Raw genomic sequence first — 9433 nt, forward strand, 5'->3', positions numbered from 1 at the left:
GCACAAGCATCTTGCTTGTATTAATTATTCAAGTTAAAGGAACAACAGCTTATATCACTTGTTACATCAAGTAATGAGACAAACACTAAAAAGACCACTACTAGTTAAACAGCCCGCAGTTGGGGGACTAATAAGGAAACTACGGTTGCTTACTGGACTTACTCAAGAACAGTTTGGGGCTTATCTAGGTGTGACTTATGGAACTTTAACCGTTGGGAAAAGGGGCGTTCTACACCTTCATCAATTGCTATGCAGTTAATTCAGCAAAAGATTGAGGAAATGGGGGAACAAGGTAAGGAATTGTTACAGAAATATTTGACAGTGTAAGCGAGAAATTTTTATTTAGCGGTGCTTCGGACGGGCAGTTATGCGATCGCTATTTGAATATTTGAATATTTGATGAACTAGTTAACTTATTAATTTATTAATTTATTGATAAGAGGGGCAAATGACTTTCACATCAAAACAGTTGCAAGTAGTAATGAAAGGCAAGGATAAAAATAGCCGTGTTGAGGCATTGCGTCAACTGTTGGGATACCCGGTGAAAGAACTTGATCCGGAAGGTTCACGATTTTGGTACTTGCGCCCCGGTAGTGATGAAAATGAAGCTGCGGAAACTTGCCCCATAGCAGTAGGTTTTTATGATGAACTTGCAGATATTACAGACTCAGAAGCTAAAAGATTTTTAACTGCTAAAGAACAGCAACAAGAAATTTACGGGCATTACACAAGCCGAATATTTGAACAACAGCCAGTAATGTATTTACTGTTACCTAGTGAAGAGACAAATGGCAGAATACCTTTAATACTTCCTGGTGAGGGTGGATTACGTCAACGGCAAATTGAAACTTTTGATTGGCATGACGATCAATTACTGGCACGATTAAAGCGTCTCACACAAGGGGAATTACCTATTGCTGCTAGAGGTTTAATGTCTGTTCCTTTGGTGGAATGGGTATTTTATGAACCAATTAAGACTGCTAAGGAATTAGCCTTAAAATTAGCACAAGCAGCCCGCGAAATTGAACAGGTTATACCCAAAGTTTACAACCAAGAACAGGAAGATGGGTATTTACATACATTACTCAAGAGTTTTCAACGGGAATTATTACCTTCTCTCAAACTCAGTTCAGATAACGAGAAGGATTATAGTTTTGCTGATATTTATGCCCAAACCATAGCCTATGCTTTGTTTACAGCTAGGGTATTTGGTCATGTCAGAGATAAAAAAGCAGGACGGACAAAAGAAACTTTATTTGATAGAAAATCAGCCTGGAAACAGTTACCAGAAACTAACCCATTTCTGCGTAAGTTGTTTAAGGATGTTTCCGAACGCAGTGCTGAAGAATTGGGTGATGAATTGATAGGAGCGATCGCTGATATTTTCATTATCCTTCGTGCTACTAAAATGGATGCGATTCTCTCAGACTTTGAGATGAAAATGAACCGGGAAGATATTGTCATTCGGTTCTATGAAGATTTCTTAGCAGCATATAAACCACAAATGCGGGAACGTCGGGGGGTTTACTACACTCCTGAACCTGTGGTTTCTTACATGGTGCGTTCTGTAGATATTTTAGTGAAGGAAAAGTTTAATAAACCTTTGGGTTTGGCTGATCCAGAAGTGATGATTCTTGACCCTGCTTGTGGTACTGGTACGTTTTTATTATGGATTTGTAAACTCATATATCAACGCTTTCAGGAGTCACCAGCAGCACTCACGGCAGGGTTAGATGATAAGTCTTGGTCTGGTTATGTTAAAGAACGGTTGTTGCCTAGAATATTTGGTTTTGAGTTGTTAATGTCTCCCTATGCGATCGCACATCTAAAAATAGGGTTGTTTTTAGAAGAAACAGGGTATCAAGTTGATAGTGGTAAGCGGTTGGGAATCTATTTAATTAATACTTTAGAAGATATTACATTAAGGAATGAAACCCAACAGTTAAACCTAGCTATTCCCCAAATGGAGGAATTAATTGCTGAAGAAGCTAAAGCAGGTTCTAGGATTAAAAAACAAGAACCAATTATGGTAGTAATTGGTAATCCTCCCTATTCAGGACATTCTGAAAATAATAATCCTTGGATTAAGGAATTAGTTAATAATTATTATTTTGTTGATGGTAAATCTTTAGGTGAGAAAAATCCAAAATGGTTACAGGATGATTATGTTAAATTTATTAGATTTGCACAATGGCGAATTGATACATCTGGACAAGGAATTTTAGCATTTATTAGTAATCATGGGTTCTTAGATAATCCTACTTTCAGGGGAATGCGTCAGCATTTGATTAATAGTTTTGATGGGATTTATATTTATGATTTACATGGAAATAGTAAGAAAAAAGAAACTGATTTAGATGGTGGTAAAGATGAAAATGTCTTTGATATTCAACAGGGCGTAAGTATTACTTTAGCTGTTAAGGGAAAAGATAAATATACTCATCATGCCCATTTATATGGGTTGAGGGGGTACAAATATAATGTATTGACTGAAAATACCGTTAATACTACTAATTTTAAAGAAGTAAAACCACAATCTGAGTTTTATTTATTAATTCCTCAAGATACAGATTTATTTGCAGAATATGAGCAGTATTTTAAAATAACTGATGTTATGCCTGTAAATTCTGTAGGTATTGTGACAGCTAGGGATAAATTAACTATTCAAGATAGTCCTGAAGAAGTTTGGAATATTGTTAATGATTTTGCTGCTTTAGATATTGAAGAAGCTAGAGAAAAATATAATTTAGGTGAAGATTCAAGAGATTGGAAAGTTGAATTGGCACAAGATGATATTAGAAATAGTGAAATTGATAAAAGTAAAATTATACCAATTTTATACAGACCTTTTGATATTAAATTCACTTATTATACTGGAAAAAGTAGAGGTTTTATTTGTATGCCTCGTCCCGAAGTTATGAAAAATATGTTATTAGGTGATAATTTAGTTTTGATGGCTTGTCGTCAACAATCTCAAAAAAGTATTTGGAACTTATGCTATGTAGGTTCTAATGTTACAGAAAGTTGTACAGTTTCAAATAAAACAAAAGAAATTAATTATTTATTTCCCCTTTATCTCTATCCCGACACAAGTAAACCCCAAGAACTCCAACAACAAAAACGCCCCAATTTTTCTGAAAACTTCGTTAAAAAAATAGAATTAAACCTTGGTTATTTACCCACTCCAGAAACCATATTTTACTACATATACGCCATCTTCCACTCCCCGACATACCGCAGCCGCTACGCTGAATTTCTGAAAATAGACTTCCCCCGTGTTCCCCTCACCAGTAACAATGAATTATTCTGTCAACTTGCAGAATATGGAGAACAATTAGTAGCACTGCACCTAATGAAATCACCTAAATTAAACAATCTGATTACCCAATTTACAGAAAATGGTGGTAGTCAAATAGTAGACGCAGGACATCCTAAATATACCAAGGGTGCAGTAGTCATCAACAAAAAAGGTGACAAATTTATGGGAGTACCAGAACAAGTTTGGAATTTTTATATAGGAGGTTATCAAGTATGTCAAAAATGGCTAAAAGACCGCAAAGGCCGCACCCTAAATGATGATGACATTCAACATTATCAGCGTGTGGTTGTGGCACTTAAAGAAACTATGGAGTTAATGCAGTTAATTGATGATGTAATACCAGAGTGGCCTATTCAGTAAATGTTTTAACCGTCTTGATGTTTACTATAGTGAAAATATGCTACCATAAGGTGGTAGGTAATTGATAACAACCTAAGTTGCCAGTTATAAATAGACCTGAATATTTGTAACTAGAAAATCTCTGTTTTCATCCTGTTAATTCTTTAATCCTGGACATTATCTCGACTACGCTCGATAACCACCTGATTCTGATTACGCTCGATAACCACCTGATTCTGACAAGGAAAAAAATATGCAAATTTCTATTGTTTTACCCGATGCTATAGCTCATCATCTGACAGAAAAATGGGGTGATTTAGATAGTAGAATCATGGAAATGATTACAGTTGAGGCTTATCGTCAAGGTTTAATTAGTGTAGGTAAATTAAGAGAATTATTAGGTATGGAAACCCGTTTAGAGGTAGATACTTTTTTGCAATCTCAAGGCATTGATCTAGCTTATAATGAAATGGATTTAGAGCAAGATCACCAAACACATCAAGAATTACAAGAATCAGGCATTTTATAGAATAATGTTAGTTATATGTGATACCTCTCCAATTTGTTATCTAGTGTTAATTGATGAAATTGACATACTTGCTCAACTTTATCATCAAGTGCTAATTCCCCAGGTAGTTCAAGAAGAATTATCTCATAAAAAATCACCAGATTTAGTTCGGAATTGGATTAATGATTCTCCTGGTTGGTTAATTATTAAAAATATTGATATTTCTGGAAGTCCAGATTTAGAAGTTTTAGATCCAGGAGAAACAGCAGCTATTCTTTTAGCGAAAAAAGAAAATGCCAATTTAATTATTATTGATGATGGACTAGGAAGAAAAATTGCCAGCGAACGCGGTTTAAAAGTGACTGGTTTACTGGGAGTTTTAGAGCAAGCAGCATCTCAAAATTTAATTGATTTACCTGATGTTATTAGTCGTTTACAAAAAACAAGTTTTCGAGCTTCATCATCATTGCTAAATTCTTTATTGAAACGTCATTCTTATTAAGAAAAATGATTTATTTTTTTCAGGACTTATGCAAAACATCACGAAAGTAGCGGTAATTCATGAATTACCGCTACACAATAATCAGGGTTTTGGTAACATCGTGCGTAAGTCCTTTTTTTAACTCTTAATCAAATGCTAGAAAACTTTATCCAGGAACTAATTCGGAAACAACGCCCTTACTACCTACTACAAGGTAATCCCATCAAAGGCATTGAAAATCAATATTGGCTAATATTCAAACATCGTGACGCAGACAACCTACTGCATAAAGTCGTAAAATTCTTAGGTACTGGTAACAAACAAGCAACTTATAAACTATTAAGAATAGACCCGAAAACCGCCAAAATCTTTGAATACACCCCCATCAAACAAGGTGACTTACCCAGCACTACTTTACTAAGAACATCCAAACTTAGCATCATTGAAAACTTCCTAAAACAAGAAAACGTCACCAAAGAAAAAGCCTTATTTACAGGAAGTTTCTTAGAAATTACAGGTCGTCAACGCCGTTTTAATTTACCAAATGATTTAGATAAATATCATAAGTTTTTCACTAAAGCCCTGGAACGCAGTAAAATTTATCGTCGTTCCACTGCTTATTTTGATAGTGGTGTTTTAAAATTATATGAAGAACCCTTGGCCGCAATTATTCAAACAGAAGGACAAATTCGTTTATTAATGGACTGGCAGGGATTTACTAAAAAATCAGATATTCAAGAATTAGAAAAATTACACGACCCCAATTATCGCGCCGAATTTGCTCAACGCACTTTACAAGAATTTCTTCAGGGTTTAGAAGACAGTGAGTTAAGTAATACAGAAATATTAGCTGAATTAGTCAGACTGGGATTTTTACAAATCAAACTAATTAAGATGGAATCAGGTAAAGCCATCTATCATAAAAAAACAGGTATTCTCAGTGACCAATTAGAAAACCATATTCAACATGACGGTTCAGATAATTTTACTCGCGCTGCACATTCTAACAATGCTGAAAGTGTAACTTTTTTATATTCTTGGGATGAATTAGATACAGAAGCAATATTAGACAGTATTAATCAATTTGATGCAGAATGGGAACAAGAAGATTTAACCTTTGACTTAAGCCTAGAATTTTTACAACAGGTATTAACAGAACGAGAACGGCGCAGTCAGTTAAAAACACCAATTATAGAATCTATTACCCCTGAAGAATTTCCCCCAGGGGAAACTACAACCGTTGAAATTACGGGTGAAAACCTAGACAAAATAGAAACAATAGAAATTATTGATGATCCGTGGGTAACTGTCACCATTGACAACCAAGAACCAGAACGGATCATTGGCCAAGTTAAAGTAGATCCAGATCACCCACCAACACCCCTGGAGTTGAAAGTCAAAACCACCGGGGGAACTTACCAGACAACACCCAAAAAACCGCCTGTAGTTAGTCAATCTTTAGAAATTCCTGAATTTCCAGAAATTGAAGGATTTAAACAAGCGGTAGAAATGATTTTAGCAGGTAATCATGGCACACCGGAAGACTTCCTTTACTGGTTAGCACAACAGCGTCCTAAACAGTTTCGAGTAGAACGCAGTGATTTACTTGATGAACTGTTAAATCAAAACATCTTATTTGAACACCAAAAATCAGGAGCGCAACATTGTCTAAGAGTTATGCAAGATTTTGGTGTGGCTATCTGTGCAGATGCCGTAGGTTTAGGTAAAACCCGGTTAGCTGCTACCGTTGCCAAATTATATCGTCAGCAGAATGGACAAATAAAAATCGCTATTATCGCTGCTAAAAAACTTCATGCTAACTGGGAAAGGGAATTAGCAGAATTAGGATTTCAACCCAAAGATTACGAACTTTATAACAAAAACCTGATGAGTCGTAAGGGTGGAGACTTCCTAGTAAACTTTAATCGTTATGGTGGACCAGATTTAGTAATTATTGATGAAGCCCATGAAGGTATTCGCAATTATAGAAACCGTATTCACAAAACCTGTGTACAAATTCAGGAACAAGATAGAAAATATAACAGAAAACGTTACTTTCTGCTTTTAACCGCTACACCTTGGAATAACCGCAGGGAAGATATTTATAACATCCTTTCACCATTTATCAGCCGTCCAGAGGGCTTTAAAGATTTAAAATTCCCTGCCGAAGTTACTCAGTGGTTTGAAAATCGAGAGACTGGTGTAGAAAACTTTACAGATGATACAGAACTATTCCGCCGTATTTATCGAGAATTGTTTTTGCAGCGCACTAGACAAATGCTGCGGGAAGCTACACCAGATTTAAACTTATATGCCAAACGGGTAGCGGAATGGTTGCCAGTGCAATTTGAAGTTAGTACCGAACAGGCACTAGACCAAATTTTTACCCAATTTGAAACTAGTCTTTATATTCCTTTTGCTGACCCTATTCGTTATTTAACAGGTAATGTAGAACAGCGCAGTTTACTAGCCAACCAACGCCGGTTTTTTCTCCAACGGGCTGAATCTAGTATGTATGCTCTAAGTCGAACTATCAAAAACTTTGGTGATCGGATTCAAGGGATGCAGACCCGTTTAGAGTCAGTTTCTCCTGATGCAGACGGACTCAAAGAATTTTTACTAATTCATTACAATTTTGAATCAGATAAAAAAAATCAACCAGAAAGTTTCTTAGATGATTATAAAGATGAAGATTATAAAGATGAAGATTATGAAGAAGAAGACGATGACGAAAATGAAGCAGAACAACAACAACAACAAAAACGTCAACAATTAAGACGTTCTATTGATATTCTCACAGATAACTTACGAGATAATCCTAGCAATGCCCAAAAAATTTATTATCGGATGTTGAATGATTGTGAAAATGACTTACAACAATTAAAGCAAATTCAAACTTTATTAATAGATGAATTTTTAGTTGATCACAAAAAACAACAAGTTACCCAAAAAGTCCGCGAGTTAGTCAAACTGGGACATAAGGTACTACTAATTTCTACATTCAGTGATACCGTGATTGATTATTACCGTTACATGACTCGTGATAGTGCGATCGCATCTAAAGGCATTGGAATGTTAATTGGTTCTACAAAATTATATTACCCCAACAATTCAGACAAAGCCCAAAAAATCAGCCCTGCTAACGTATTACAACCTAAACGCAGTCCAGTTACTTCAAATCGCCAAAGTATCTTGAGATTATTTGCCCCCAATGCTACCTGTAAAAATCCTACAGAACGCCCTACAAAAGAAGAAGAAATTAACGTATTAATTGGTTCAGAAACCTTATCAGTAGGTCAAAATCTGCAAAATGCTGATTATTTAATTAATATTGATTTACCTTGGAATCCAATGATTTTAGAGCAAAGAATTGGACGGATTGATAGACCGAAACAACACAAAGCAGAACATATTTATATTTATTATGCAAACAGTGAAAGTCAACTACTTAGACAAGCATCTCGACTAGCAAATTTACATAAAAAACTGGTAGGTGAATTAGCTCAACAAGATGGTAACGTCACAAATATTGAAAATAATCCTCACATTCCCACTATTTCTAGTATTAATACCTTAGGACCTTCTATTTATGGTGATACATTATTTGACGATGAAATTTTACCAGGATATGTAGATTTTATTCAAAGTCTAGTGAAAGCTAGGAAAATGGAACAAAGTAATTTACAAGAGGATGCTTATAAAAAACAAGAAACTAATCGAGATGTTTACACCCAAAATGAAATATTACACAGTGAAGAATTGAGTGAATTATTAAAAAGATTAGGTGAAGATTATCAGGCCAATCCCATTGCTGTAGGTCGGATCAATGAACCAAACCAACCAACCGGACTAATAGCCTTAACAGTGCGATATTTTGGACCCAATGGTGAACCAATTACAGACAAACAAGAAACCCTATTTTGGAACAATATCACAGGAGAAAAAGACGGTTATGGTTTAGCGATCGCCACTGCTATCAAAACCCCCATAGCCAAGAATATATTTTCCTCAAAATACTTACTATCATCGGCTGAATCAATTTACAACGAACTGGTAAAATTAAAACAACAACGTAGTGCAGAATTAGAACAGCCGGAAACTTTAGAAAACATTAATATTACATCTGAACGGATTAGCAAAATTCAACGTCGGCTAAGTAGGCTTGATAGCCTTCCAGATGGTTTAGATAGAGTGATGGTTAAGGGTACACTCAAAAAACTTAATTCTTGGAAGGAACGTAAACTTGTACAAAAACTTTTAAAAGATTATACGGATGGAGATAAAACCAGTTTAGATGATGAAAAATTTGTCATTCAATTAGTTCAAGATACAGATAAGTTAAATCTTATTCTCACTGAAGGGATTAAACCTAGCAGTATGCAAATTTCTTTATCTGCACTTTTATTCACTTTTATTGATTAGATATTAATAACTTTTGAAACTGACACCAAATAGCTTATTCCTTTTGATTTTGCATAGTCAGATAGTTTCATTCTCCAATCATAACACAAATGATTATATTTGACTATATTTGACTATGTTTGACTATATTTTTGTGATTTAAACTCAATACTGATATTATTCTAGCAAAATCGGCACGAGCAGCAGATTTTACTAGAGATAAAATTTTACTTCATCTTGGTCAGGCGATCGCTCAACCTCGTTCGTCTGTGGGATTGCCCTGTCGAATAGGGATAACTGAATCAAGGTTATATCTTCTTTGTCCACCCTGGGTAAAGATGCCTTCGATTTTCCCGTCTTCAAGCCACCTTTCAAGGGTTTTGGT

General features: G+C 35.3%; 4 protein-coding genes. All 4 read left to right on the forward strand.

All coding sequences use genetic code 11. The features are described 5' to 3' along the window. Positions 1-448: 448 nt before the first annotated feature. Complete coding sequence (locus H6F32_RS11945) at positions 449-3679, forward strand: type ISP restriction/modification enzyme (RefSeq protein ID WP_190369556.1); 3231 nt, start codon at positions 449-451, stop codon at positions 3677-3679. Positions 3680-3911: 232 nt separating this feature from the next. Continuing rightward, complete coding sequence (locus H6F32_RS11950; RefSeq protein WP_168359366.1) at positions 3912-4187, forward strand: UPF0175 family protein; 276 nt, start codon at positions 3912-3914, stop codon at positions 4185-4187. A gap of 4 nt (positions 4188-4191) precedes the next feature. Then, positions 4192-4668, forward strand: a complete 477-nt coding sequence (locus tag H6F32_RS11955; RefSeq protein WP_190369557.1) for a DUF3368 domain-containing protein — start codon at positions 4192-4194, stop codon at positions 4666-4668. 132 nt (positions 4669-4800) lie between these two features. Then, positions 4801-9069 carry a helicase-related protein gene (locus H6F32_RS11960; protein WP_190369558.1) on the forward strand — a complete coding sequence of 1423 codons (4269 nt, stop codon included), beginning with the start codon at positions 4801-4803 and terminating at the stop codon, positions 9067-9069. Positions 9070-9433 lie beyond the last annotated feature (364 nt).

Origin of the sequence: Anabaena sp. FACHB-1237 (assembly GCF_014696225.1) — a bacterium.
Classification (GTDB): domain Bacteria; phylum Cyanobacteriota; class Cyanobacteriia; order Cyanobacteriales; family Nostocaceae; genus FACHB-1237.